At 71.1% G+C, this 24,709-nt stretch carries 25 protein-coding genes and 1 pseudogene; 11 read left to right on the top strand and 15 right to left on the bottom strand.

Translation table 11 applies throughout. The annotated features are described in order from the left end of the window. Window positions 1–24: 24 nt before the first annotated feature. The 8 genes from J7656_RS09110 to J7656_RS09075 all read right to left on the bottom strand — a co-directional run bounded on the left by J7656_RS09110 (window position 25) and on the right by J7656_RS09075 (window position 4,912). Window positions 25–477 (bottom strand): Zn-ribbon domain-containing OB-fold protein, encoded by a 453-nt coding sequence (locus J7656_RS09110; RefSeq protein ID WP_211553096.1) that lies wholly within the window; start codon window positions 475–477, stop codon window positions 25–27. After that, on the bottom strand, window positions 474–1,640 hold the full coding sequence (locus tag J7656_RS09105) for a thiolase domain-containing protein (protein ID WP_017343192.1): 1,167 nt from the start codon (window positions 1,638–1,640) through the stop codon (window positions 474–476). The genes J7656_RS09110 and J7656_RS09105 overlap by 4 nt, the downstream gene beginning before the upstream one ends. A 115-nt stretch (window positions 1,641–1,755) precedes the next feature. Then, entirely contained in the window at window positions 1,756–2,508 is a 753-nt protein-coding gene (locus J7656_RS09100; protein WP_017343193.1) for a proteasome assembly chaperone family protein, read from the bottom strand. Between the two features lie 116 nt (window positions 2,509–2,624). Beyond that, entirely contained in the window at window positions 2,625–2,804 is a 180-nt protein-coding gene (locus tag J7656_RS09095; protein WP_004595878.1) for an RNA-protein complex protein Nop10, read from the bottom strand. 31 nt (window positions 2,805–2,835) lie between these two features. Continuing rightward, window positions 2,836–3,636 (bottom strand): translation initiation factor IF-2 subunit alpha, encoded by an 801-nt coding sequence (locus J7656_RS09090; RefSeq protein WP_017343194.1) that lies wholly within the window; start codon window positions 3,634–3,636, stop codon window positions 2,836–2,838. Between the two features lie 18 nt (window positions 3,637–3,654). Further along, window positions 3,655–3,828 carry a 30S ribosomal protein S27e gene (locus J7656_RS09085; protein ID WP_004595868.1) on the bottom strand — a complete coding sequence of 58 codons (174 nt, stop codon included), beginning with the start codon at window positions 3,826–3,828 and terminating at the stop codon, window positions 3,655–3,657. A gap of 2 nt (window positions 3,829–3,830) precedes the next feature. Further along, window positions 3,831–4,112 (bottom strand): 50S ribosomal protein L44e, encoded by a 282-nt coding sequence (locus J7656_RS09080; RefSeq protein WP_004595867.1) that lies wholly within the window; start codon window positions 4,110–4,112, stop codon window positions 3,831–3,833. A 95-nt stretch (window positions 4,113–4,207) separates the two neighbouring features. Beyond that, window positions 4,208–4,912 (bottom strand): cyclase family protein, encoded by a 705-nt coding sequence (locus J7656_RS09075; RefSeq protein WP_017343196.1) that lies wholly within the window; start codon window positions 4,910–4,912, stop codon window positions 4,208–4,210. Between the two features lie 134 nt (window positions 4,913–5,046). Here J7656_RS09075 and J7656_RS09070 point away from each other — a divergent pair, with 134 nt between their 5' ends. Then, a complete protein-coding gene (locus J7656_RS09070) occupies window positions 5,047–7,194 on the top strand; it encodes a S9 family peptidase (RefSeq protein ID WP_211553094.1) in 2,148 nt (715 codons plus the stop codon). A gap of 30 nt (window positions 7,195–7,224) precedes the next feature. On the opposite strand, the gene mce is transcribed toward J7656_RS09070, so the two are convergent. Then, window positions 7,225–7,611: a methylmalonyl-CoA epimerase gene (mce, locus tag J7656_RS09065; protein ID WP_017343198.1), complete on the bottom strand. Its 387-nt coding sequence runs from the start codon at window positions 7,609–7,611 to the stop codon at window positions 7,225–7,227. Between the two features lie 793 nt (window positions 7,612–8,404). Between mce and J7656_RS09060 the strand changes: the two genes are divergently transcribed. After that, on the top strand, window positions 8,405–9,205 hold the full coding sequence (locus J7656_RS09060) for a formate/nitrite transporter family protein (RefSeq protein WP_017343199.1): 801 nt from the start codon (window positions 8,405–8,407) through the stop codon (window positions 9,203–9,205). A 34-nt stretch (window positions 9,206–9,239) separates the two neighbouring features. On the opposite strand, the gene J7656_RS09055 is transcribed toward J7656_RS09060, so the two are convergent. Continuing rightward, complete coding sequence (locus J7656_RS09055; protein ID WP_211553092.1) at window positions 9,240–10,913, bottom strand: acyl-CoA mutase large subunit family protein; 1,674 nt, start codon at window positions 10,911–10,913, stop codon at window positions 9,240–9,242. Window positions 10,914–11,043: 130 nt separating this feature from the next. Between J7656_RS09055 and J7656_RS09050 the strand changes: the two genes are divergently transcribed. Next, window positions 11,044–11,709 (top strand): O-methyltransferase, encoded by a 666-nt coding sequence (locus J7656_RS09050; protein WP_017343201.1) that lies wholly within the window; start codon window positions 11,044–11,046, stop codon window positions 11,707–11,709. A 46-nt stretch (window positions 11,710–11,755) separates the two neighbouring features. After that, window positions 11,756–14,404 (top strand): hybrid sensor histidine kinase/response regulator, encoded by a 2,649-nt coding sequence (locus J7656_RS09045; RefSeq protein WP_211553090.1) that lies wholly within the window; start codon window positions 11,756–11,758, stop codon window positions 14,402–14,404. A gap of 59 nt (window positions 14,405–14,463) precedes the next feature. On the opposite strand, the gene J7656_RS09040 is transcribed toward J7656_RS09045, so the two are convergent. Continuing rightward, a complete protein-coding gene (locus J7656_RS09040) occupies window positions 14,464–14,862 on the bottom strand; it encodes an OsmC family protein (protein WP_211553088.1) in 399 nt (132 codons plus the stop codon). Between the two features lie 155 nt (window positions 14,863–15,017). Next, complete coding sequence (locus J7656_RS09035) at window positions 15,018–15,740, bottom strand: metal-dependent hydrolase (protein WP_017343204.1); 723 nt, start codon at window positions 15,738–15,740, stop codon at window positions 15,018–15,020. Between the two features lie 105 nt (window positions 15,741–15,845). Between J7656_RS09035 and J7656_RS09030 the strand changes: the two genes are divergently transcribed. From J7656_RS09030 to J7656_RS09005, 6 genes and pseudogenes are all read left to right on the top strand, one after another. Beyond that, complete coding sequence (locus J7656_RS09030; RefSeq protein WP_017343205.1) at window positions 15,846–17,069, top strand: DUF8108 domain-containing protein; 1,224 nt, start codon at window positions 15,846–15,848, stop codon at window positions 17,067–17,069. Between the two features lie 77 nt (window positions 17,070–17,146). Continuing rightward, a complete protein-coding gene (locus J7656_RS09025; RefSeq protein WP_017343206.1) occupies window positions 17,147–17,890 on the top strand; it encodes a fumarylacetoacetate hydrolase family protein in 744 nt (247 codons plus the stop codon). A gap of 253 nt (window positions 17,891–18,143) precedes the next feature. Beyond that, entirely contained in the window at window positions 18,144–19,670 is a 1,527-nt protein-coding gene (locus J7656_RS09020) for an HflX-like GTP-binding protein (protein ID WP_211553086.1), read from the top strand. Between the two features lie 75 nt (window positions 19,671–19,745). Next, on the top strand, window positions 19,746–20,840 hold the full coding sequence (gene hisC / locus J7656_RS09015; RefSeq protein WP_017343208.1) for a histidinol-phosphate transaminase: 1,095 nt from the start codon (window positions 19,746–19,748) through the stop codon (window positions 20,838–20,840). Continuing rightward, window positions 20,837–21,390, top strand: a pseudogene (locus J7656_RS09010) (adenylate kinase family protein). The gene hisC and the pseudogene J7656_RS09010 overlap by 4 nt, the downstream one beginning before the upstream one ends. 26 nt (window positions 21,391–21,416) lie before the next feature. Then, a complete protein-coding gene (locus J7656_RS09005; protein ID WP_211553084.1) occupies window positions 21,417–22,019 on the top strand; it encodes a CDP-alcohol phosphatidyltransferase family protein in 603 nt (200 codons plus the stop codon). Window positions 22,020–22,034: 15 nt separating this feature from the next. On the opposite strand, the gene J7656_RS09000 is transcribed toward J7656_RS09005, so the two are convergent. After that, entirely contained in the window at window positions 22,035–22,682 is a 648-nt protein-coding gene (locus J7656_RS09000) for a DUF7998 family protein (protein ID WP_211553083.1), read from the bottom strand. 72 nt (window positions 22,683–22,754) lie between these two features. Then, window positions 22,755–23,141 (bottom strand): hypothetical protein, encoded by a 387-nt coding sequence (locus tag J7656_RS08995; protein ID WP_017343212.1) that lies wholly within the window; start codon window positions 23,139–23,141, stop codon window positions 22,755–22,757. Window positions 23,142–23,212: 71 nt separating this feature from the next. Here J7656_RS08995 and J7656_RS08990 point away from each other — a divergent pair, with 71 nt between their 5' ends. Beyond that, window positions 23,213–23,449: a DUF7120 family protein gene (locus J7656_RS08990; RefSeq protein WP_004595847.1), complete on the top strand. Its 237-nt coding sequence runs from the start codon at window positions 23,213–23,215 to the stop codon at window positions 23,447–23,449. 39 nt (window positions 23,450–23,488) lie between these two features. Here the strand turns inward: J7656_RS08990 and J7656_RS08985 are convergent, their stop codons facing one another. Next, window positions 23,489–24,673, bottom strand: a complete 1,185-nt coding sequence (locus J7656_RS08985; protein WP_017343213.1) for an MFS transporter — start codon at window positions 24,671–24,673, stop codon at window positions 23,489–23,491. Between the last annotated feature and the right edge of the window lie 36 nt (window positions 24,674–24,709).

Genomic DNA, 24,709 nt, shown 5'->3' with positions numbered 1-24,709 from the left:
GGCGCCGTCGGGCGACCGCCGCGCTCAGCGCCCGCCAGCCGGCCGAAAGACGACGAGGCGCTCGCCGTCGGTGGCCCGCTCGCCCACGTCGACCGCGATCGTGTCGCCGATTTCGACCTCGGGCGCTTCGTCGTCCGCGCCGCCGTCGCGGACGATCCCCGTCAGCCGCGTCGGACCGAAGTCCGCCACCGCGGTCGCGTACGGCGCGTCGTCGGCGAAGCGCGGCGACGGGACGTGGACGACGCTGTACGTCGCCACCGTCCCCGTCTCGTCGAGGGGCTCCCGCGAGAGGTCGGCGGCCCCGCACTCGGGACACACCCGCCGCGGGGGAAGGGAGCCGTGTCCCTCCGGACAGACCAAGGCGAACCCGTCCCCGTCGGCGAGCGCGTCGAGCCACTCGGCGTAGTGGCGGTCCGTCGGCGGCGCCGCGTCCGTCTCGTCCGTCTCGTCCGCCGCGTCCGCGCCGTCGTCGCTCATCCGGCCACCTCCAGCACGTGGACGACCGCGCTGGCGACCGTGCCGCCCGCGTTGTGCGCGACGCCGACCTCCGCCTCCGGGACGTGCTCGCTGTTGGGATGGTCGCCCCGGAGCAGGCGGGTCAGCTCGGCGATCTGCGAGCCGCCGGTGGCGCCGACCGGGTGGCCCTTCGCCTTCAGCCCGCCGGAGAGGTTCACCGGGAGGTCGCCGTCGGCGGTCGTGAGCCCCTCGCGGGCCGCCGAGATCCCCTCACCCGGTTCGAACAGCCCGAGCGACTCCAGCGCCAGCACCTCCGCGATGGTGAAGCAGTCGTGGACCTCGGCGACGTCGACGTCGGCCGCCTCGACGCCCGCGTCCGCGTAGGCCGCGTCGGCCGCGTCGTCGGCGGCGGGCGTCCGCGCGAGGTGCTCGCGGTCCCCGAGCGCCATCCGGTCGGTCCCCTGCCCGGTCCCCGTCACCGCGACCGAGGCGTCGAGGTCGTGCTCGGCGGCGTACTCCTCGGAGACGAGGACGAGCGCGCTCGCGCCGTCGGTGATCGGACAGGCGTCGTAGAGGTGGAGCGGCTCCGCGACCGGCGGGGCGTCCATCGCCTCCGCGACGGACACCTCCCTGCGGTACTGGGCGTACTCGTTCGGGAGGGCGTTCTCGTGGTTCTTCGACGCGATATGGGCGAGGTCCTCGCGGCTCCCCCCGTACGCGTCGAAGTAGGCGTTGGCCATGAGCGCGTACGCGCCCGGGAAGGTCACCCCGGCCCGCACCTCGTAGAGGTCGTCGGCCGCGATGGCGAGCCCCTCGGTCACTTCGTCGGTCGGGAGGTTCGTCATTCGCTCCATCCCGCCCGCGAGGACAACGTCGGCGTCGCCCGCGGCCACCGTCCGGACCGCCTCGCGGACCGCGACGCCGGCCGACGCGCACGCCGACTCGTAGCGCGTCGCCGGGCAGCGGACCCCCGCGGCCTCGGCCATCAGCGGCGCCTGGTGGCCCTGGTGTTCGGCGAGCGCCCCCATGAAGTTCCCGTAGTTCAGCTCCTCGACGTCGGCCCTGTCGACCGCCGCGTCCTCGAACGCCCGCAGCGCGGCCTCGCCGAACAGGTCGCGACCGGTGCGCTCCGGGTGCCGGCCGAAGGGAGTGAGCCCGACTCCGGCGACGCGTACCTCTGTCATACACGGACGATGATTGGGGATGCGGTTTAGCTCTGCCGGAAGCGGGGGTCCCGGTCGCCGGACCGAAGCGAACTGCCGCGGAGAGTACGAGGCGAGTCCGGCGAATGCGCCCGATTCAACCGATGTAGCGCAGGTCGTCGTCCGGGACGGCGGGGCCCTCCTGCATCTCTTGGATCTTGCCGACGACCTCCTCCATCTCCTCGGCGCGGTCCTCCAGGCTCTCGTAGTCGAGGGTGAACTCGAGGACGGCCTCCAGCGTCTCCAGCACCGCCCGCGCGCTCTTCGGGTCGACGAGGTAGCCGCTCGTCTCGCCCATCAGGCAGGCGGCCTCGAAGCCGCGCCGACCGCCGAGGCCGAGCACGAGTCCGGAGACGCCGACGATGCCGCCGGCCGGCTCGTCCGCGCGGAACTCCACGCCGGCGTCTTCGAGGTCGTCGACGAGGGACGCGTCGGAGACCGCGCCGAGGACGGTGTACTCCTCGACGAGCTCGCCGGTCGGGACGCCCCCGAGCGCGAACGCGCGCTCGGCGCCGAACTCCTCGGCCACGTCGAGGAACGTCGAGGTGAGCTTGTAGTGGCCCGCGTTCGACCCGGCCTGGTGGTCGCCGGTCAACACGAGCAGGTCGGCGCCGTCGGTCTCGACGGCGTGGAACTCGGCGCAGGTCAGCTCCGCGACCCCCTCGTCGTCGACGCTCACCTGCGGCGGGAACTCCGTGGCGTACACCCGACGGACTAACTCCCCGTCGAATTCTTCCAAGAGGTGTTCGGCCGCCAGTTTCCCCACGTGGCCGACGCCCGGCAGCCCCTCGATCAACACCGGGTTCTCTAACTCCGGCGTCGCGACCTCGTCGATCTCGATGTCCTCCATACCCCGTCCGTCCGGGCGGCGGTCACAAGAGCGTGGCTATTCCGGTGGCTTGCGTTCCACCGGCTCGCGATCGGTCGCAGCCGACGGACCTCCGCCGCGTCCCGGTCGGGGCGGGGCTACTCCGACCGCCGCCGCGCCCGCCGGCGGTACTCGCCGTAGGGGTCCTCCGGGCCGAACGGGGCCGGCGCGCTGTTCTCGGTGGGGCCGTCGCACGCCGGACAGCGGTCGCCGAGCGCGTACACCGGTCGGTCGTGAGCGGTCTCCCAGTTCGCGCAGACGCGGATATCTGATTTCACGGTAAAAGGTTGCGGGTCGAACGGGCCGCGGTTACTCGTCGTCTTCGCGTCGCTCGCGGTGGAACTCGCCGGCGCCGCCGGCGGCCTCGATGGACTCGCGGGCGCGCTCGGCGGCGGTCTCGAGCTGCGACTCCGCCGTCTTGTAGTCCGGCGCGCGGACCTTGATCCGGTACTCGGGCGAGCCCACGTAGCCGACGTCGAGCTCGACGCCGTCCGGGATCTCGCCGTTCCCCTCGGCGGCCGCGAGCGCGTCGCGCACGTCGTCGACGCCGTCGGGGGCCGCAGACTCGAGGTCGACGTACCCCGTCACGTCGACGTACGGGACGGAGACGTTGTCGCGGGCGGCCGTGACGATCGCGTCGGCGGTGTCGCCGTCGACGTCGACGTCGTCGAGCGCCTCGTCGCCGCTGATCGCGGCCGACTCGAAGGCGTCGTAGAGGCTCTCGTACTCTGCGAGGAGGGCGTTGGCGACCGACGTGTAGCGGTCGTCGTCGACGTCCTCGCCGAGCGCGATGAGCATCCAGTTGTCGGCCTTCTGGGCGTTCTTCCAGTCTTGGATCGTCTCCTTGCGCTGGTGTTCGTTGACGTCTTTGATCGACAGGTCGATCTGGTTCGACGACTCGTCGACCTCCAACACCTTCGCGACGACCGTCTGTCCCTCGCGGACGTGGTCGCGGACGTTCTTGATCCAGCCGGAGGCGACCTCGCTGATGTGACAGAGGCCGCGCTTCTCCTCGTACTCGTCGAGGTCGACGAACACGCCGAAGTCGGCGATCTCGTCGACGTCGCCGACCACCAACTCGCCGGGTTCGGGCCAGCCGCTGTACTTCATACGGGGTGGGTGAGGCGGTTACCGCGCCTCAACGGTTTCGACGATTTCGCCGTGAAGCTCCGCCTCTCCGCCGGTTGGGGTCGCGAGGGTCGTGCCGCAGACCGCGCACGACACCGTGGAGGAGGCCTTGCCGAAGACGACCTGTTCGTTCTCGCAGTCGCCGCAGGCGACGCGGTGGAAGTCTCCCGCCATGCTTACTCCTGGAACGTGAGACGGCCGGCGCGCCATCCCTCGCGCATGTGGGCTTTCCCGCAGTCGCCGCAGCGGTACTTCAGGTGGGTCTTCTTCGTCGGCTTGTCGCCACCGGGCACCTTCGAGTACCCGCCGGCGTTGCCGATCGTCGCGAGTGCGCGGCGTCGCTGCCGCGCGTCGCGCTTCATTCCGGTCGCGCGACCCGATCGGACCTTCTCCACCTCGTGCTCGTGGTGGGAGTCACAGTGTGGGCAGTACGTGTTGAAGCGGCGTGGCATTTCCATGGATATCGACCTTATGGCGCGGTTCGTCGCCGACGCTTAAAACGGGTTTGGTCTGGGGCGCCCGCGATCCGGCGCGCGCGGCGGTCCGCGGCCGGCTAATTCTCCCACTCCGCGACCGCGCGCACCGGCGACCCGTCGGCGCCGCGAAGCCGGAGCGGGAAGGCGTAGATCCGGAACCGGTGCGGGAGGCCGTCGAGGCCGCGGAGGTTCTCGACGATCGGGAGCGAGTCGCCCAAGAGGACGTCGTGGGAGGGAGTCCCGCCGGGTTCGTCGTCCGTCGTTGCGGCCGAGTCGGCGTCGCATGCGGTCGCGGACGATCCGGCGGCGCCTCCCGCGGTCGGGGTCAGATCGGGCCCGAACGTATCGAGACCGACGCCGACCCCCGCCGCGCGACAGCGCTCGGCGGCCGCCGCGGTCAGATACGGGTGGTCGCGGTACCGCTCGGTCCCCCAGTGCGATTCCCACCCGGTCCGGAGGACGAGGAGATCGACGTTCGGGTCGAGGTCGCTCGGCTCGGGCAGCGCGTCGGGCGCGATCGCTTCCCGCGGTTCGAGCGGGCGGGGGTCGACGAGCCGCGCGTCGAACGCGAACCGCCCGACTGCCCGCTCGTCTATCGCCTCGCCGTCGGGGACGGTGTGCGTCGGCGCGTCGACGTGCGTTCCCGCATGCGTCCCGGTCCGGAGCTCGCTCGTCGCGTAGCCGTCGGCCTCGTGGGTCGCGTCGGACGCCAGCGTCACCTCGGGATCGCCGGGGTAGGTCGGCATCCCCGTCTCGATCGGCTGCGAGAGATCGCGGAACACGGGCTGCGGTGCGGGCGCGGCGCGGTTAAGTCGGTCGCCGTCCACCGCTCCGCGTCGCGGGCGACCGCGTTGCTCCCGCCCGGCGAGGTTCCGCGGCCCGAACGTATTTCCTGCGCCCGCCGCTGGATGGGTTCATGTCGGAACTGCCGCTGGACGCCTACTACGACCTGACGCAGGTCGGCGAGGTCGCCGTCTCCCCGACCGGCGACCGCGTCGCCTTCACCGCGACCGAGTACGACCAGGCCGCCGACGAGGCGGTCTCCTCGCTGTTCGTCGCTCCCACCGACGGCTCCCGCGAGCCGCACCGGCTGACGAGCGACTCGGGCGCCTCCGCACCGACGTGGGGGCCCGACGGCGACCGCCTCGCGTTCGTGGCCGCCCGCGACCGCGACGCCGAGCGGCGGGTCGGCTGGCGCGACCGAGACGAGGAGGACGACGAGGAAGCGGAGACCGAAGACGACGAGGGAGGAGACGAGGCCGAGGAAGACGAGGACGAACCCCTCGGAAACGGCGACGAGGAGCCCAAGCCGCAGGTGTGGATCTTTGACCTCGCGCTGGGCGGCGACGCCCGTCAGGTTACCGAACGCGACGAGGGCGTCGCCGGCTTCGACTGGTCGCCCGACGGGGACCGCCTCGTGATCGAGTCGCGCGACCCGACCGACGAGGAGTCGGAGTACCTCGACCAGGTCCGCGAGGAGGGCGGCCCCATCGAGACGACTCGCCTCCAGCACAAGGTGAACGGCGCGGGGTGGACCGACGAGGTGACGCGGTACCTCTTCGTCGTCGACCCCGACGATCCCGAGAGCGACCCCCGACGCCTCGACGACGCGTACGGCGGCGGCGCCTTCGAGGACCTCGCCGGGATGGACCCGACGTGGGGCCCGGAGGACCGGATCGCGTTCACCTCCTGTCGGCTCGACCGCCCGGACGACACCTCCGTCCGCGACCTCTACGCCGTCTCGCCCGACGGCGGCGACGCCGAGCGGCTCACGGGCGGCGACCTCACCCACGGCGCGCCGGCATGGCGCCCCGACGGCGACGGGATCGCGACGGTCGGCAGCGACCCCGACGACCCGCCCGCCCCGGCGGAGGTGTACCTCGTCGACGCCGAGGCGGACGCGGACGCCCGCGACGACCCCGTCTCGCTCACCGCCGACCTTGACCGGACGGTCGCCCGGGGCGGCGAGCCGGTGTGGATCGACGGCGCGATCTACACTCGGATCGCCGACGAGAGCCGCACGCGGCTGGTCCGCGTCGAGACGGACGGGACCGTCGAGCGCCTCTTCGAGGCGCAGGGCCGCGACCGCGCCATGGCCGGGTTCGACGTCGCCGACGACGGGTCGACGGCGGTGACGGTCCTCTCGGACCCGGAAGACGGATCCGACCTGTACGCGGTCGACGTCGACGATCTCGACAAGGAGTCTGAACCCGACTCCTTCCGGCGCCTCACCCGCGTCAACGAGTCGCTCGTCGACGAGTTCGCGATGCCGGAGGCCCGCCGGGTCGAGTGGGAGTCCGACGGTTGGACGCTCGACGGCGTCCTCTACCACGACCCCGACGTCGACCCCGAGGACGGCGACCACCCGCTGGTGGTGGCGATCCACGGCGGCCCGATGTCGTACGACGAGCCCGTGTTCAGCTTCGGGCACGCCGCGTTGACGAGCCGGGGCTACCTCGTCTTCCGCCCGAACTACCGCGGCGGCACCTCCCGCGGCCGGGAGTTCACCGCGGAGCTGACCGGGAAGTGGGGGACCGCCGAAGTCGACGACATCGCGGCCGGCGTCGAGGCGCTCGCGGACCGCGGCTGGGTCGACCCCGACCGCGTGTTCGGCCACGGCTTCTCGTACGGCGGCATCGCGCAGGGGTTCCTCGTCACGCAGGAGCCCGACCTGTTCACCGCCGCGGCCCCGGAACACGGGATCTACGACATCCGTTCCGCGTTCGGTACGGACGACACGCACATCTGGATGGAGGCGGAGTTCGGGCTCCCGTGGGAGAACCCGGAGGCGTTCGACGCGTCGACGGCGATCCTCGACGCCGGGAACATTGAGACGCCGCTGCTCGTGATGGCCGGCGGCGAGGACTGGCGGTGTCCCCCGTCGCAGTCGGAGCAGCTGTACGTCGCGGCGCGCAAGCAGGGGATCGACGCGGAGCTGGTCGTCTACCCCGACGAACACCACAACATCGGCGACCCGGACCGCGCGATCCACCGGTTGGAGAAGATCCTCGACTGGTACGAGACGCACGACCCGGCGGTCGAGGCCGAGTCCGACGAGGAGTGAGCCGGTAGGAGCGAGAGGGGCCGCCGCCTCTCAGTGTTCGACGAACTCCACGAGCACGCCGCCCGTCGATCCCGGGTGACAGAACGCCACTTCGTGGCCCCACGCGCCGGGACGGGGCTCTTCGTCGACGAGGTCGATGTCGAGGTCGCGCGCGTCGTCGAGCGCGGTCGGGAGGTCGTCGACCGCGAGCGCGACGTGGTGGACGCCGGGCCCCTCGCGGTCGAGATAGTCCGCGATCGTCCCGCCCGCGTCCGGTTCGAGCAGCTCGAAGTAGCCGCCGCCGTCGAGTTCGAGGAAGACGACGCGCATCCCGTCGAACGCTTCCTCGTGGGCGACCGGTGCGTCGAGCAGACCGCCGAACAGGTCGGCGAGGGCGGTGGCGTCGCGTGTCGCGACGCCGACGTGGTCGAAGCGCATACGGGCCGGAATGGGCGCCGACGACTTATAAGGACCGAGCGGGCCGGGGTCAGAGCGCCGGGGCGAAGAGCCCCGTTGAAACACTACTATTCAGCTCCGCTCTCGTCTGAAACAGCCAGTTGCTGAAGAGTGCTTCTTGATCGAGTGCGGGAGTGAGTATCGCAGATCGGTAGCAGCGATTCAGTATTTAAATTGCCGTGAGCCACTGCGACGAGCGCTTATAAAAGGAGTGCGGTGGCGCGTGCCGACGAGCGCCCGGAGGGCGCGAGTCGCACGCGCGAGGGACGCCGCGAACGCCCGCAGGGCGTGAGCGGCGAGGTTGGGGAGGCGTGAGGTGCGGTCGCTGTGTGGGGCGGGACTCAAAGGGGCAGCCGTGAGGGCGTCGTAGGCGACGTAAGCACCGCAGGGAGCGAACGGAGTGAGCGACCGAGGAGCGTGGTTCGAGAGAGCAAAGCTCTCTCGTCATCACGAAAGGCGCTTCGCGCCTTTCGAACGACAGCGAGCGTACGACGCCCTCCCGGCTGGGGCTTTGGAGACACTCGCCGCGGTGGCGTCAGTCACTTATAAATAGCCGACAGCAACACCGCACTCTGGTTTATAAATGACCTCACTCACGACGTACTACACGTACTCCCGAAATCGCTCGTCGTTACGTCTGTATTGACCACAACCGGAGCAGAATATGTCTCCTGGTGAGGGTTTCAACCGAGTCGGACGAAGTGCCTTCCCGTCGCTCCCCGCCGGGATCCAAAGGTTTGGGTGCGGTCCGGTCGAAGCGGGGACGATCCACCCCGTGAGCGACTCAGAGACCGACTCGACGGAGCAGATGACGTCGCGGAACATCCTCGGCTCGCTGCTGGAGAGCGGGCTCCACGAGATGAACCGGGAGCGCTCCGGGCTGCTCCTCTCCGGGCTGTCGGCGGGGCTCGACATCGGGTTCGGCCCGCTGATGATGGCCGTCGTGTTGACCCTCTCGCCCGGCGGTTTCGGCGACCTCCCGACCGAGCTGCTGTTAGCGAGCGTCTACTCCATCGGGTTCATGTTCGTCATCCTCGGCCGCTCCGAGCTGTTCACCGAACACACGACGCTGGCAGTGATCCCCGTCCTCGACCGCCAGGCGTCGGTCCGCCAGCTCGGCCGGCTCTGGGGGCTGGTGTACGTCGGGAACATCGTCGGCGGGCTGCTGTTCACGTTGCTCGTGACGCTCCTGATGCCGGAGCTCGGGGTCGTTGACCCGGCGGCGTTCGAGACCATCGCCCTGAAGCTCGTCGACCACGACCTCACGTGGCTGTTCGTCGGCGGCGTCTTCGCCGGCTGGCTGATGGGGCTGCTGGCGTGGCTCATCACGGCGGCGCAGGACACGACCGCGCGGATCCTGCTCGTGTTGATCGTCACCGGCACCATCGGCCTGCTCCACCTCCCGCACTCGATCGCGGGCAACGTCGAGGTGCTGTTCGGGCTGATCGTGTCGTCCGCGATCACCCCGGCGGACTACGTCGGATTCCTCGTGCTGGCGACGCTCGGCAACGCCTTCGGCGGCGCGGTGTTCGTCGCGCTCCTGAAGTACGGGCACGTCGTCCGCGGCGCGAACTGAGCCGTCCGCGAACGGGAGCGCGTCGCGACCCGACCTACCGTCCCGGCTTGTACTCCCCGAACTCGTCGCGGAGCACGTCCGATATCTCTTGGACCGTCGCGTACGCCTTTACCGCGTCGATGATGTGCGGCATCACGTTGTCGGACCCCTGTGCGGCCTCGCGAAGGCCGGCGAGCGCGTCGTCGACCGCATCGTCGTCGCGCTCGGCCTTCACCCCGTTCAGCCGGTCTCGCTGATTCTGCTCTTGGTCCGGGTCGACCTCTTCGAGGTCCATCTCCGGCTCTTCGTCCACCTCGAACTCGTTGACGCCGACGATGATCCGCTCGCCCTCCTCGATCTCCTGTTGTCGCTCGAAGGCGACGTCCTGGATCTGCCGCTGGACCCACCCGCTCTCGACGGCCTCCAGCATCCCGCCGCGTCGGTCGACCTCCTCTAAGATCTCGAACGCCTCCTCCTCGATCCCGTCGGTGAGGTTCTCGACGTAGTACGAGCCCGCGAGCGGGTCGATCGTGTCGGCCGCGCCCGACTCGTGGGCGAGGATCTGCTGGGTGCGGAGCGCGGTGCGGACGGATTTCTCGGTCGGCAGCGCGAGCGCCTCGTCTTTCCCGTTCGTGTGGAGGCTCTGGGTGCCGCCGAGCACCGCCGCGAGCGCCTGATAGGAGACGCGGACGACGTTGTTCTCGATCTGCTGGGCGGTGAGCGTCGAGCCGCCGGTCTGGGTGTGGAACTTCAGCTGCTTCGATTTGGGGTTCTGGGCGTCGAACCGCTCCTCCATGATCTGCGCCCACATCCGGCGGGCGGCGCGGAACTTCGCGGCCTCCTCGAAGATGTTGTTGTGGGCGTTGAAGAAGAAGGAGAGCTGCGGGGCGAACTCGTCGACGTCGAGCCCGGCGTCGAGCGCGGCCTCGACGTACTCGATGCCGTCGCCGAGGGTGAACGCGATCTCCTGGGCCGCGGTCGAGCCCGCCTCGCGGATGTGGTACCCGGAGATGGAGATGGTGTTGAACGAAGGGGTCTCGGCCGCGCAGAACTCGAAGATGTCCGTGATCAGCCGCATCGACTCCTTCGGCGGGTAGATGTAGAGGTTCCGCGCGATGTACTCCTTCATGATGTCGTTTTGAATCGTCCCGCGGAGCTGGTCGCGCGGGACGCCCTGCTCGTCGCCCATCGCGACGTACATCGCGAGGAGGACCGCGGCGGGCGCGTTGATCGTCATCGACGTGGACACCTCGTCGAGCGGGATGCCGTCGAAGACGGTCTCGAAGTCGTCGAGCGTGTCGATGGCGACGCCGGAGCGCCCGACCTCTCCCTCGGCCATCGCGGCGTCGGAGTCGTACCCCATCTGCGTCGGGAGGTCGAACGCCATCGACAGCCCGGACGACCCCTCGTCGATGAGGTACTGGAAGCGTTCGTTCGTCTCCGCGGCGGTGCCCATCCCGGCGTACTGGCGCATCGTCCACAGCCGCCCGCGGTGCATCGTCGAGTAGACGCCGCGGGTGTACGGCTCCTCGCCGGGGTAACCGAGGTCCTCGCGGTAGTCCGTCTCGACGTCGGCCGGGGTGTAGAGGGGGTCGACCTCCTGGCCGCCGGTGTCGGTGGTGAACGTCTCCTCGCGCTCGCCGAACCGGTCGACCGTCTCGCCGTAGGTACCGTCCTCCCACGACTCCTTGGCCGCCCGGATCTCGGCGAGTTCCTCGGGATCGTACATTATCGAATCGGTCGACCGACCGCGACTTAACAGTTTTCAGGGGCCGGCCGGGTGCCAGTCCGGCGGCCCTCGCCCGTCGGGAGTCGCGCCCGCCGGTCCGATTTAAGTGACACGCGTCCGATGCGCTCGCATGGACGTGCTCACGGACCCAGCGCGCCGGTTCCTGGCCGCGACGGCGCCGGAACACACGCCGGTCCAGGCGGAGATGGCCGACCTCGCCGACGAGTGGGGGTTCCCGATCATCGGCCCCGAGGCGGGGGCGGTCCTCCGACTGCTCGCGCGGCTGACGGACGCCGACCGCGTCTTCGAGTTCGGCTCCGGGTTCGGCTACTCCGCCACGTGGTTCCTCCGCGGCGGCGCCGGGAGCGTGGTCTGCACCGAGTTCGACGCCGACGAGGCCGAACGGGGCGTCGCGTTCGCCGACGAGGGGGGCTACGCCGACCGCGTCACCTTCGAGGTCGGCGACGCGATGGAGACGATAGACCGCTACGACGGCCCCTTCGACGTGGTCCTGATCGACCACCAGAAGGGGCGGTACGCCGACGCCTACCGGACGGTGCTCCCGAAGGTCAGGACCGGCGGCGTGATCGTCGCCGACAACGTCACCCGCGGCCCGATCGACTTCGAGGCCCTCGTCGCGCACTTCGAGGCGGGCGAACCGCTCCCGGACGACGCGGTCGACGGGGAGACGCGCGGCATCGGCGAGTACGTGGGAACGGTCCGCTCGGACGACGCCGTGGAGACCGCGGTCCTCCCCGTCGGTTCCGGCATCGCCGTTTCGACGGTCGTCCGGTGAAACCGAACGAAACGGTTATCATGTCGAATAGAAAACACCAATTCAGATGAGGGAAGCGGAGGGTGCCGACGACGGCGACGGGTCGACGGGCGGGCGAGAGCGCTCGCTCGTCAGCGTGCTCGTCGTCGACGACGAGCCGGGGTTCGCGGACGTGGCCGCCTCGCTGTTGGAGTCGCGCGACGACCGGATCGAGGCGACGCCGGTCGAGAGCCCGTCGGCGGCGCTCGACGCGCTCTCGGCGTCGTCGTACGACTGCGTCGTCTCGGACTACGAGATGCCGGAGACCGACGGGATCGAACTGCTCGAAGCCGTCCGCGATCGACACGGCGACGTCCCGTTCGTGCTGTTCACCGGCGAGGGGTCAGAGGCGGTCGCCAGCGAGGCGGTCTCCGCGGGCGTCGACGAGTACCTCCGCAAGGGAGAGGCGTCCGATCAGTACTCTCGGCTCGCGGGCGCCGTCGAGGGCCTCGTCTCGCGGACCCGGGGCGAGCGCCGGGTCGCCGAGCACTTGGAGCGCGTCTCCGACGCGTTCTGCGAGGTCGACGACGAGTGGCGGATCACGTACCTCAACGACCGCGCGGTCCGGATGATCGACCTCGACGCCGACGAACTGCTCGGGGAGCGGATCTGGGACCTGTTCCCGGAGACCACGGACACCGACGGCGAGGAAGCCCTCCGCGAGGCCGCCGAGACCGGCGAGCCGGTGCGGTTCGAGGCGCACGTCGACCGGCTCGGCGCCGACCTCGTCGTGAACGCCTACCCGACGCCCGACGGGCTCGCGCTGTACTTCCGGGACGTGACGGAGAAGCGGGAACGGGAGCGGGAGCTCCGCGAGCTCTCCGAGCGCCTCCAGCTGGCCGTCGAGGGCGCCGACGTCGGCGTCTGGGACTGGAACGTCCGGACGGACGAGGTCCGGTTCGACGAGCGGTGGGCGGCGATGCTCGGCCACGAGGCCGACGAGATCGACTTCGACCTGTCGGCGTGGGAGGACCGCGTCCACCCGGACGACGTCGACGACGCCTGGGACGCCATCGAGGCGCACTTCGCGGGGGAGACCGACCTCTATCAGGCCGACTTCCGGATGCGGACGAAGTCCGGCGACTGGAAGTGGATCCGCGACCGCGGCCGGGTCGTCGAGCGGACGGACGACGGCGAGCCGCTCCGGGCCGTCGGCATCCACATCGACGTCACCGAGGAGAAGGAGCGAGAGCGCGAGCTGGAGCGGTACCGCCGCATCGTCGACGAGCTGCCGGAGTCGGTGTGTATCTACGACGCCGACGGCCGCATCGCGCTCGCGAACGACCACACCGCCGACGTGTTAGCGGCCGATCCCGAGGCGCTCGTCGGCCGGGAGAGCCGCCTCGTCGAAAGCATTCGGGCGGCGGGCGACGGCGACCGGTACGACGCCCTCGTCGACGGCGACCGCGACTCGCTGGCCGGGACGGTCGAGGTCGACCTGCCCGGGAAGTCCGAGGCGATCGTCGACTACGGCCTGACTCGCCTCGTTATCGACGGGGAGTTCGACGGGATTCTCGGCATCTCCCGCGACGTGACCGACGAGCGACGGCGACAGCAGCGGCTCGAACGCACCACGGCGCGGTTGGAGGCGCTGTTCGAGCGCTCGCCGGACATGGTCGACATCCACGACGAGGCGGGCGAGATCGTCGACGCGAACCGGGCGATGACCGACGCGCTCGGCTACGACCGCGAGGAGCTCGTCGGCATGGACGTCTGGGAAGTGGACACCGAGGTCGACCCGGAGGAGGGCGTTCGGCTCTGGAACGGGCTGGAGATGGACGAGACGGTCCGGCTGGAGACGACCTTCGCCCGCGCGGACGGCTCGACGTTCCCGGTCGAGGTCCACGTGCGGCGCATCGACGTCCAGGGCGAGGACCGGTTCCTGGCGAGCAGCCGCGACATCTCGGAGCGCAAGGCGTACGAGCGACGCATCGAGCGAGAGAACGAGCGGCTCGACGAGTTCGCGAGCATCGTCTCGCACGATCTCCGGAACCCGCTCAACGTCCTCTCGGGGTACCTCCGGCTCGCGCGCGAGACGGGGAACGACTCCTACTTCGACCGCTGCGAGCGCGCGCTCGACGAGATGGAGCGGCTCATCGAGGACGTGCTCGCGCTCGCGAAGCAGGGCGAGGCGGTCGGGTCGTTCGAGCGCGTCCACCTCGGCGAGCTGGCCGGCGGATACAGCGACGACGCGTTCGGATCGGCGAACGGGGAGGACCCGTTCGGCGGCGACGCCGGCGACCCCGGCGACGCCGCTGACGGCGAGGCGGAGGCCGCTCCGATCGAGGTCGACGTCGGCGCTGACGGCGAGATCTGCGCCGACCCGGGGCGGGTCCGGCAGCTCCTCGGGAACCTGTTCCGCAACGCCGCCGAACACGGCGGCGAGCGCGTCGTCGTCGGCGACCTCCCGGACGGCTTCTACGTCGAGGACGACGGGCCCGGGATCGGCCCGGACGAGCGCGAGAAGGTGTTCGAGAGCGGTTACACCACCTCCGAGACGGGGACCGGCTTCGGGCTCTCAATCGTCCAGCGCATCGCCGAGGCGCACGGCTGGGACGTCGTGGTCACGGAGGGAGAGCGCGGCGGCGCTCGGTTCGAGTTCACCGGCGTCGACCGCCCGGACCCGTCGCCGCAGGCGTCGGAGTCGCCCGGCGAGGCGGTCGAGCCCCGGGACTGAGCGCGGGTCGCGCGTCCGAACCGACTGCGAAAAGGAACGGTCGCCGCGGCGGTCGGGCCTTAGAACGCGCCGGGGTAGACGCTGACGTCGGCGTGGAGCCCCTCGCGGAGCGCGCTGTGGACGTGACAGATGCCCTCGGCGCGCTCGGCGATGTCGGCGGCGGTCTCGTCGTCGAGGTCGGCCTCGACGTGGACGTCGAAGGCGATCGATTCGAGGTCGTCGTCGTCGTCGAGCTCGGCGCTCGCGTCGATCTGGATTGTGCCGAGCTCCTCCTCGCCGCGCTGGCTCCCGCCGACGCGGAGCGCCGGGAGGTAACAGGAGGCGTACGTCGCGACGAGCGTCGCGTTCGGGTTCGGGCCCGTCTCGTCGGTCGCGTCGATCTGGAGGTCGAACTCGCCGACCTGACTGGTGCTCGCGTACCCTTCCTCGGAAACCGTGGACGTCTCGATGTCTGCCATAGTCGAGTGTGGCTTCGGCCTCCCACCGCTAAAGGCTGCCGACACGGGACGTCGCTGCCGGGGCGAGGGTCGCGTTCACCGAACGACGGTCGCGTCGCTACGCGGTCGGCTCGGAAAAAAGGTGGAATCACCGATGGGGCCGCCCTCTCTGAGAGTCAGTCCAGCGTGTACGTCTCGTCGCCCTCGAGGACGACCGGCTCGGCGGCGGCGCCCGCGGCCTTCACCTCGTTGACGAACTCGCGGGTCTCGATCTCGATCGGGCCGAACGAGTCGTAGTGCATCGGGAAGACGACGTCGGCGCCCACCCAGTCGGCGGCGATGCCAGCGCCCGCGGGGCCCATCGTGAAGTGGTCGCCGGCGGGCAGAGCGGCGGCGTCCGGTTCGAGGTACGGGGCGATCACGTCGACCATCTCGGACATCAGGCCCGTGTCGCCGGCGTGGTAGAACGTGGTACAGTCTGCGTCGGACTCCTGAGTCGGCTTCTTGTCGCCGATGACGAACCCGGTCGGCATGCCGCCGGAGGTGCCGTACCCGTTGTCGATGCCGTTCGAGTGGTCCGCGCGGACCATCGTCACCCACGCGTCGCCGCACTCGACGGTGCCGCCGATGTTCATCCCGCCCGCCGGGAGTGTGTGCTCGTGGCCGAAGTTCTCTTGTACGTAGTTGGTCAGTTCCGGCGTCGCGACCACGGTGGCCCCCTCGAACCGGTCCGCGTCGGCGATGTGGTCGGAGTGGCCGTGGGTCAGGAGGAGGTAGTCGGGGTCGAGTTCCTCGGGGTCGACGTCGGTCTTCGGGTTGTCGAAGAACGGGTCGATGAGCAGCTCCGTGTCCTCGACCACGACGTGCCACGTGGAGTGGCCGTGCCAGGTGAGTTCCATGGTACGTCCGATACATCTCGGCGGGCCGTAATAAAACTCGACGCCGCGGATCGCGTCGTCCGCCGGCGAAAGCAATTAACAGGCACGAACGCGAACGCAGAGTAGATGCCCTCCGAGACCAGCGACCCCGGCGGCCCGCCGGCCGCCTGCCCCGCCTGCGGCGAGGCGGTGCCGGCGGGGGCGAGCTTCTGCCCCGACTGCGGCGCCGACCTCGGCAACCCCGCCGACCCCGCGTACTGCTCCGCGTGCGGCGAGGCGTTTGACGACGACGACCGGTTCTGTTCGAACTGCGGCGCGTCGCGGTCGGGCGGCGGGCCCGACGCGTCCGAGCCGGCGGGCCGCGCGACCGAGGAGTCGGCGGACCCCGACTCGTCCCCGTCGCGCTCGGCGTCGACCCCGCGAGAGAGTTCCCGCGCCTTCCGCCGCCGCGTCCAGGACCACCTCGACGCCGGGTGGAACGTCGAGCGGGACGACGGGGACCGCGTCGTCCTCGTCGACCGCGGTATCGGATCCGTCGGCGTCCACATCCTGCTTTTCATCTTCACCAGCGGGATCGGAAACCTGCTGTACGGCTGGTGGCACTACTCCAAGCTGGCGGAGCGACGGCGGCTCGTCCGCGGCGACGAGACGGCGGCGCGCGCGCCGTCGAGCGCCGCGGGCGAGAGTCTGACGGAGACCGCTGCCGGGTACATCCTCATCGCGCTACTGCTGGCGATCGGCGGCCTGATCGCCTACTTCGCGGCGACGAGCGGTTCCCCGCCTGCCGCCCTGATCGGCCTCGCGTTCATCGGGCTCGGCCTCGGCGTGGCCCCGCCGGTCCGCCGGCGCCTCGACCGCCGCCACGGGGTCACGGCGTTCGGCCGGAAGAAGACGGTCGACCACCGGATCGTCCGCCCGCCCGAGTCCGTCGAGGAGCCCTGCGTCGTCTGCGGCGAGGCGTTCGAGCGCGGCCTCGTCAGGCGGCGCCGCGACGAGACGGTCGTCGCCGGCGTCCCGGTCCGGACCCACTCGATGCGGCACAACCACTACTGCGCCGACTGCGCCCGGTCGGAGCTGTTCGGTGACCGCGTCGGCTCGCCGTCGCTCGACGACATGGCGGACGACGCGGGCCCGGTCGACGACGTGGACGCGGTCGACGACGCGGACGCGGCCGACGACGCGGACGGCGATGACGCCGGGCACGACGACGAGGGCTTCGCAGACGCGGACGCCGACGGTGGGGACGCCGCGGACGATGCCGACGGCGGGGACGCCGCGGACGAGGCCGACGGCGGGGACACCGCGGACGACGCCTTCAGCGACGAGCGGGCCACGGAAGCGACCGAGTGAGTCGGCGGCCCCGACACCCGCGGCCGTCGCTTGCCTCTCCGGGAACGCTTTTCGGGCGGCCGCCCGTTCGCTCGCGTATGTACCGCGCACGGTTCCGCAACCCGGCCGGATCGATCCGCGAGGGCGAGTACGACCCAGCGACTGACACCGTCGCCTTCGGCGGCGACGAGTACGCGCTCTCGGACCCCGCGATCGACGTGCTGGCGCCGACGGACCCCTCGAAGATCGTCTGTATCGGACGCAACTACGCCGACCACGCCGAGGAGCTCGGCAACGACGTACCGGACCGCCCTCTCCTCTTCCTCAAGCCGCCGAACGCGGTGGCGAGCCACGGCGACACCGTGACCGTCCCCGCCGGCAAGGACCGGATCGACTGGGAGGCGGAGTTCGCGGTCGTGATCGGCGAGCAGTGCAAGGCGGTCGACGCCGCGGACGCGATGGATGTCGTCGCGGGCTTCACCTGTATGAACGACGTGTCGAACCGCGACGACCAGAACCGCGAGCAGAACTGGGTGCGCGGGAAGGCGTTCGACGGCGCCGCGCCGCTCGGCCCGGTCCTCGCGACGCCCGACGAGGTGCCGGACGACGCGAGCGTCGAGCTCCGCGTTAACGGCGAGACGAAGCAGTCGAGCGACCGCGAACACATGATCTTCGACGTGCCGACGCTGATCGAGGAGATCACGACGTACCTCACGCTCGAACCCGGCGACGTCATCGCGACCGGCACCCCCGAGGGGGTCGGGGCGCTCTCCGACGGCGACACCGTCGAGGTGGAGGTCGAGGGCGTCGGGACGCTGGAACACGACGTTCGGATCCCCTGAGCGGCGCGCCGTTCGGGCGCCGCCCCGTTTTTGCGGTTCGGTACTACACCTCGTTTCCGGTGAACGCTTATATGCGAGCCCACAGAGTCGGAGGTATGGAGACCAGTTCGTTCGTCGCCGGCCGCTGACGGTACCGCCGCGGCGCGACGCGACCGCCCCGCTCCGCACGAGACGGGCCGGTCGCACGCGCCCCAGAGCCGCGACCGGAGCGCGAGACGCTCCCCTCTCCGGGCCGACGCGAGCGCCCGACCGAATGTCACGAGACGACGCCACGACGAACGAGACGACCGAACCGAGCGAAACCGCAGAACCGAGCGAAACCGCCGAAACGAGTAAAAGCGACTCTCAGGGCGCCGATCCCGACCGAACGTCCGTCGAGACCGACCTCACGGCCGCCGACGCGACCCCCGCCGTCGTCGCGGCCCGGTCCGACGGCGAGCAGCCGGACACGACCGAGATCCGCGAGCTGGCCGCCGCGGCCGGCTACGCGGTGGTCGGCGAGGTTACCCAGCGGCGCCGCGAGGACCCGACCTACGACCTCGGTCGCGGGAAGGCCGAGGAGCTGATGCGGCTCGCGGCCGACGCGGGCGCCGAGGCGGTGATCTACGACGGGGGACTGTCGCCGGGACAGACGTTCTCGCTGGGCGACCTGCTGCCGCCCGGGACCGCGGTGATCGACCGCCCGCGCCTCGTGTTAGAGCTGTTCGCCGACGCCGCCGACTCGCGCGCGGCCGACCGCCAGCTCGAGCTGGCGCGGTTACGGTACGAACTCCCCCGGCTCCGGGAGGCGGTCGCCCGCGACGCGAGCGAGGACGTGCGCCTCCAGCCGGAGGGCGACAGCCGCGTGCTCGACGTCGAGAAGCGGATCGAATCCGCCGAGCGCGCGCTCGGCGAGATCGCCGACGACCGCGCGGCCCGACGGGCGGAGCGCCGCGACGCCGGGTTCGACCTCGTCGCGCTCGCGGGGTACACCAACGCCGGGAAGTCGACGCTGGCTCGCCGGCTCGCCGACGAGGTCGACAACCCCGATTTCGGGGACGAGGCCGGGGCTCGCGATGTCGGTCGCACCGACGCCGGCCGCGCCGACGCCGACGAGGGTGAGGGCGACCCGGCCGAGGGCGACGGGCCGCTCGCGGTCGCGGACCGGCCGTTCGAGACGCTCTCGACGACGACGCGCCGGGCGACGGTCGGCGGGCGGCGAGCCCTCGTCACCGACACCGTCGGCTTCCTCGACGGGCTCCCCCACGAGGCGGTGCGCTCGTTCCGGACGACCATCGACGCGGTCCGGGCGGCCGACTGCGCGCTGCTCGTCGTCGACGCGAGCGACGAGCCGGCCGACCTCCGACGGAAGCTCCGCGCGTCGCTGACGGCGATCGAGGCGACAGAGGGCCCGGTGATACCGGTGCTGTCGAAGGCGGACGAGGTCGGGGCGGACGGGCTCGCGGCCGCCGTCGAGGCGTACGAGGACGCCGTCGCCGACCTCGACCCGCGCGACACGCCCGTCGTCGACGCCCTCCGGTCGCCGATTCCGATCAGCGTCCGCGAGGGGACCGGGCTCGCCGACCTCGCAGACGCGGTGGCGGACTCGTTGCCGACGGCGACCGCGACCGTCGAGGCGCCCAACGGCGGCGACGCGCAGGCCGCGCTCTCGTGGGCGTACGACCGCGGCGTCGTCGCGGACGTCGACTACTGCGGCGAGACCGTCGCCGTCGAGCTCGCGGGGCGGCCGGACGTGGTCGCCGAGGCCGAGCGGCGGTTCGCGGACGCCCCGTCGTCGTGAGCCGCGGGGCGGTGCCGTCGCGAGCCCTCGACCGCCAAGACCACGCTTAAGCCCGCCGGTCTCCGACTTCCGGGCATGCAACCACGCGATCTCTCGGACCACTCCGAGTACGTCCCGGGTCGGGGCGTCGAGGAGGTCGCCCGCGAGCGCGGGCTCGACCCCGACGACCTCATCAAGCTCTCCTCGAACGAGAACCCGCACGGCCCGAGCCCGGCGGCCGTCGAGGCGATCCGCGAGCACGCCGACCGCGTGAACCAGTACCCGAAGTCATCGCACACGGACCTCACCGCGGAGATCGCCGCGAAGTGGGGGGTCGACGACGAGCAGGTGTGGGTGTCGCCGGGCGCCGACGGCTCGATCGACTACCTCTCGCGGGCCGCGTTAGAGCCCGGCGACGAGGTGCTGGTGCCGAGCCCCGGCTTCGCCTACTACGCGATGTCCTCGCGGTACCACCACGGCGAGGTGACGGAGTACGAGCTCACCCCCGACGACGGCTTCGCGCAGGACGCGGAGACCGTCCTGCGCGCCTACGGCGGCGAGCGGATCGTCTACGTCACCTCGCCGCACAACCCCTCCGGGTCGACGATGCCACTCGACGAGATAGAGGCGATCGCGGACGCGACCGCCGAGGAGACGCTCCTCGTCGTCGACGAGGCGTACGGCGAGTTCGCCGAGGTCGACAGCGCGATCCCCCTCGTCGACGAGCGCGACGACGTGGCGGTCCTCCGCACCTTCTCGAAGGCGTACGGGCTCGCGGGGCTCCGGATCGGGTACAGCGTCGTCCCGGAGGCGTGGGGTGAGGCGTACGCCCGCGTCAACACCCCGTTCGCGGCGAACGAACTCGCCTGCCGCGCCGCGCTCGCCGCGCTCGACGACGACGAGCACGTCGAACGGTCGGTCGAGTCCGCCCGCTGGGCCCGCGAGTACATCGCGAGCGAGCTCGACGCGCCCACCATCGACTCCGCGGGGAACTTCGTCCTCGCCGCGGTCGGCGACGGCGAGCGCGTGGCCGAGGCGGCCCAGGAGCGCGGGGTGATAATCCGCGACTGTACCTCGTTCGGCCTCCCGGAGCACGTCCGGATCTCGACGGGCACCCGCGAGGAGACCCGCGAGGCGGTCGAACTGCTCAACGAGACGCTCGCGGACCTGGAACTCGAGGCTCGCGCGTGACCGACGGCACCGAGACCTCGGCCGACTCCGACCGCGGCCGCGCCGACCGCGTCGCCGTCACGGGGACCCCGGAACGGGCAAGACGACCGCGACGGCGCTGCTCGAAGACGCCTACGACGTGATCCACCTCAACAACCGGATCAAGTCCGACGACGACCTCTGGACCGAGCGCGACGCCGACCGCGACACGCTGGTCGCCGATCTCGACGCGGTCCGCGAGGATCTCGGCGACTGGAGCGGCGTCCTCGACTCCCACCTCGCGCACCGGTTCGACGTCGACCGCGTGGTCGTGTTGCGGTGTCACCCCGAGACGATCGAGTCGCGGCTCCGTGAGCGCGGCGAGTCGCCCGAGACGGCCGCCGAGAATGCCGAGAGCGAGGCGCTCGACGTGATCCTCTCGGAGGCGGTCGCCGAACACGGCGCCGAGAACGTCTACGAGGTCGACGCGACCGACCGCGACCCCGAGGCGGTCGCCGACGCGGTCCGCGCCGCGATCGAGGGCGAGCGGGAGCCGAGCGCCGGCACCGTGGACTTCATCGATTATATATGAGCCGACCGCGAGCGTCGAGACGGTAGATGACCCTCGACCAGTACCGGTCCGTGGCGGACCGCCTCCTCGGCCCGTGGGTGTCGGCGGCCGACAGGCTGGGCCTCTCGCCCGATCAGGTGAGCGTAATCGCCTTCCTCGTCGCCGTCGCGGCCGCGGGGGCCTTCGCCGCCGGGTCGTCGCCCCTCTACGCGGCCGGCGCGCTGCTCGTCCTCCTCAACGGGTGGCTCGACGTGGTCGACGGGGCACTCGCGCGCCATCAAGACGTCGCCTCCGACGGCGGCGACTTCCTCGACCACGTCCTCGACCGCTACGCCGACGTGGCGATCATCGCGGGGTTCACCGCGGGGATCGAGGCGTACGCGCTCGGCTTCGCCGCCGTCACCGGCGTCCTCCTCACCTCCTACCTCGGCACGCAGATCCAGGCGGTCGGGATCGGCCGCGAGTACGGCGGCCTGCTCGGCCGGGCCGACCGGCTTGCGCTCGCCGGGATCGTCGGCGTCGCCGCCGCGGTCTACTCTGCGCCGGTCGTCGCCGGGCTGAACGTCGTCGGCCTCCTGCTCGCGCTGTTCGCCGTCGTCGGCCACCTGACGGCGGTCCAGCGGTTCCTCGGCGCCTGGCGCGACCTGTGACTCCCCGCGCGGTCACTATTTAAATGGTGTGTCGGTCGAGCCGCTCGGCGCGCTCGCTCCGCCCGTTTTATCCACCCGGTTCGACCCGATTCCCACGCCCTCGTCGACCGCCGCCTCCGCGTCGCCCATCCCCAAGTACGCCTCCTCCAGCTCCGCCAGCCGGTCGTTCACCGCCTCGATCTGGTTGTGCGTCGGGGGCGCGCGAACCCGGACGAGGTCGTACTCGTGTCGGTCGGCGAGCCCGTTCCACGCCCGGAACGCGCCGACGGTCAGGGTGTGCGTCTGCGGGCAGAACGCCGTCGTCGGCGTGAACTCCGCGCGGAGGACGCGGTCGATTCCGTCGGCCGCGTCGCCGTCGACTTCGCTCCCGTCGACCGCGTCAGCGGCGTCGCCGCGCTCGACGGCGTAGCGGAACCCGGCGTCCCCGTGGCGCGTGTCGAGGTTCAGCCGCGCGAGGTTGTAGTCGAACGTCATGTCGTACACCCCCCGCTCCTCGAAGCAGTCGCGGGTGAGGCGGTGGAACGCGAGGTGGTCCGCCCCCGTGAGGACGTCGTGGCCGTCGAGGAACGCTCCCGGGCGCGGGAGGTCGTCCGCGACGAACTCGTCGTAGCCGTCGAACAGGTCGTCGCCGTCGGATCCGAATGGAGACGGGAAACCGGGCATGTGCGTACGGTGACCGCCCGCCGGGGTACTCCTGACCCCGCAGATGTTCGGGCCGTCGCCGGCGTGCGGTCCTCAGCCGTTCTCGCCGTCCCGCGAGCGCAGCTCCGTCGCCCGCGCGTGGACGCTGTCGACGGCGTCGCGAGCGGCCGACTCATCGATTCCGAACGCGTGCGCGGCGTACGTCACCGAGAACCGGACCGCGAGGTAGGTGATCCGGACCTCCTCGTCGGCGCGAGCGATCGTCGGCGGGACGCCCCGCCTGCCGGTTTCTTTCTCGTCGAAGCCGCCGGTGATCGCGTACAGGTCGGCGTACAGCCTCGCCGCCGCCGGAATCTCGAACGACGCGATCCGTCCGTCGGGGCCCTCGAAGTGGTACGCGTCGGGGCGGTTCCGCGCCTCGCGGACGATCCGACGGCCGCCGTCGTACGTCTCGATCACCGTTTCGTTCTCGTCGGTCACTGGTACCAGCCGCTCCGGACACGTCCCCCATCGAGGAAACAATTTAAAAGCGTTCGGCCGGAACGGAGGGTATGCCCACTTTCGAGCTGAACCTCTCGGACGACGTGTACGCGGAGTTTCAGCAGCTGGCAGACGAGGAGTTCGTCTCCGAGGAGCAGGCCGCGGAGGACCTCATCGCGTCCGGAATCGAGGCGTACAACGTGAGCGTCGTCGACGACGAGCCCCGCGACGAGATGCTCGACGGCGCGGAGAACAACATGTTCGACACCGCGGAGGACCCGGGCAGCATCGAAGACGACCGGCTCTGAGCCGCCGCGCGCTCCGCTCATTCTCGAGTCAACCTCGGCTCAGTACCCCAGCCCCAGCAGCCGGTTCGCCGACAGCGTCGCCAGCCCGAGCGCCATCACGCAGGCGAGCAGCCCGAACGCGACGGGCCACCCCGCGGCGTCGGAGACGGCGCCGACGACGACGCTGCCGGAGGCGCCCGTCACCATGTACGCGGTCCGAACGAGCCCGAAGCCGGCGCCGCGCTCGGCGTCGGACAGCAGGTCCATGAACCGCGACTGGACCGGCGCGCCCCACGACATCGCGAGGCCGACGAGGCCGACGCCCGGTATCACGGCGGGGAGGCCCAAGTCGAGGGCCGCGGCCGCGACGAGAGTCCCGTAGCCGACGACGCCGGCGCCCATCGTCACCATCGCGGTGGCGTCGCGGCCGATCCGGTCGGACACCGACCCGGTCACCGGCTGCGTGCCGCCGTGGACGAGGAAGTACACCGAGAACAGCAGCGCGGAGAGCGCGCTCGACAGGCCGGTCCCGACCTCTAAGAACGTCGGGAGAAAGGAGGCGGTCGCCTGCCACGTGAACGCGCCCATCGTCGCCAGCGCGGTCGTGTAGAGGATTTCCCGCCGCGAGAGCAGTTCGGCGAGCGGTCCGAGCGCGAACCGCTCGCCCATCGGCTGGTCGGGACGGAGGGGATCGGTCGGCCGGACCCGCCACGCGAACAGGACGAAGACGGGGACCGCGACGGCGGCGCCGAGGAGGACGCCGGCGCGCCAGCCGTACCGCGACCCGACGAGCGCGGCGGCGGGCGGCGCGGCGAGCCCCGCGAGCGGGCCGCCGGCGACGTGAACGCCGATTGCGCGGCCGGTGTCGTCGAACTGCCGCGTGAGGAACGTCGTCGCGACCGAGTAGTGGAGGCCGGCACCAACGCCGAGCGCGGCCGCGAACAGCCCGAACGCGAGCATCGACGGCGACGCGGCGAGCAGCACCGACGCGACGGCGGTCGCGCCGACCGCGGCGAGGATGACGCGGCGCTCGCCGTACCGGTCGCCGAGGATCCCGGAGGGGAACTGCGTCAGCGCGTAGGTGAGCCACATTCCGCTGAGCGCGAGCCCGACGGTGCCATTGGTCACGTCGAACCGCGTCGTGATCTCCGGGACGAGCGGGCTGACGACGAGCCGCGCCACCATCGTGCCGGTGAACGCGAGCGTACAGAGCGCGAGCGCCGTGTGTTCGTACCGCCAGTTCACGGTCGCCGTTCCCGGTACGGGTCAAAGCGGCTTCCG

The organism is Halorubrum ruber (assembly GCF_018228765.1).
In the GTDB taxonomy this organism is placed as follows: domain Archaea; phylum Halobacteriota; class Halobacteria; order Halobacteriales; family Haloferacaceae; genus Halorubrum; species Halorubrum ruber.
Note: the sequence above shows the minus strand (reverse complement) of the source record. Positions and strands in the feature narration are given on the sequence as shown.